This is a genomic window from Mesorhizobium sp. WSM4807 (assembly GCF_055811615.1).
On record NZ_JBVVQY010000093.1, the window covers coordinates 1 to 1,664 of the forward strand.

1 protein-coding gene is annotated in these 1,664 nt (G+C 57.0%); it reads right to left on the bottom strand.

Features of this window, described 5'->3' with window-relative positions; translation table 11 throughout:
- Positions 1–200: 200 nt before the first annotated feature.
- Positions 201–1,262: an ABC transporter substrate-binding protein gene (locus AC0L3N_RS33810; protein WP_473552014.1), complete on the bottom strand. Its 1,062-nt coding sequence runs from the start codon at positions 1,260–1,262 to the stop codon at positions 201–203.
- Positions 1,263–1,664: the final 402 nt, after the last annotated feature.

Genomic DNA, 1,664 nt, shown 5'->3' on the forward strand with positions numbered 1-1,664 from the left:
CCGACATGGTCTAGGACGAGAAGTTTCACCTTGTCGCGCACGCGTGCCGACAGCTCGTCATATGTGAGGCTGGCGACGGTGTTGGCGACGTCTTGGGTCAGCGACATGTTTTTCGAACCTCAGGGAAGGACGCAAAGGGAAATGCAGGTCCAGACGCCCTGAAAGGCGGACTGATCCGGCGGGATTGTTTGGGTAATCGCCTACTTCTGGATCCAGGCGTTCCAGCGGTCGATCAACATTGCCTTATTGGCGTTGATCCACTCGGCGCCAGGCACCACCATTTCGGAGTTGATCTGCTCGGCGGACGGTAAATTGACACGCACCTCCGCACTCATGTACTTGAGCGCATCCGTGCTCGGAGGCACGCAGTACAACGCCTCGCAGATCTTTCCCTGGATCTTCGGCGAATCCAGAAAGAACTTGAGCAATGCAAGCGCCTCCGCCTCATGAGGCGCACCCTTCACCACCGCGTAGCGATCGCCTACCAAAATCGCACCGCGGTAAGACCAAGCAATCGGTTGTCCTTCATTCTTGAGTGCTGTGGCGCGGGTTAACCAGACGAAGCCCACATCATATTCACCATTGCGAAAACCCTGCTCCGACTGGTCACCCGACGTCCACCACAGGCCGACATTGGGACGCAACTCGTCGAGCTTCTCAAAAGCGCGGTCTACATCCATGGGATAGAGCTTGTCCCTTGACACGCCATCGGCCAGAAGGGCGGCGGTCAACTGCCGCCACGCGTCCGTTTGCGCGGGCATCGCACGGACTCCTGGGAAGGTCTTAGTGTCCCAGAATCCCTTCCAGTCGGCCGGGCCACCATTGGGGAATTGCATTTTATTGTAGGCAATCAGTGTCGCGCCGCGGCCAAAAAGGATTCCCGACGCCTTGCAGGTGCCGGGCGTCAGGTCCGCGCGGTCTTCGAACTGCCGACAATAATCATCGAGGTCCGCGGTACGATCGGCATGGGATGGCGCCTCAGCGTCCATTTCCCCTTCAATGAAGAGGTCCCACGTGACGCTACCGGAGGCAATCATGGCCTGCACCTGGGCACGCCGCACCGACGTCTCTGCGGTCGGAACGAGAACGACCTTGATGCCAGTGGCTTTCTCAAAGGGGGTCAGCCAATACTCGCGGATGATCTTATCATAGCTCCCGCCGGCGGATCCCAAAACGACCTGACGGTGCGCCATCGCCGAAGCCGCAGACGCGACCAGCGAGAGAGCCGTGAATCCATACAGACCGATCAGTTTGGTCTTCATTTCGTTTCTCCAGGGAACTTCATATCGTTGATACAACGTGGGATTGTCGATCACGCCATGCTCCTGCCACAGGATAATTCGATCCTGTCCAAAGTAGTCCGGGCGCTTCGCTGTTCGCGTCGTGATACCCGTGCGCCGGTCGAAGACCTACCTTTTGTTCTTGAGGAAAAATGCCGCGCTACAGGCATGTAACGTCCGACTCACGTATTAATAGCTTCAGTCGGATCCATATGGACCTGTGGATTTTCAGATCATTAAGCGCGGCGTCTGTTGTTATTCGGATCGCGCTAAGAGCATCCCTAGTGATCACGCATATGGCATTGATTGGGCGAGGCGTATCGTACCCATCAATAGGAACGTCATGGCGACGATGATCGTGGAGACAACGGCGATAACCGGCGT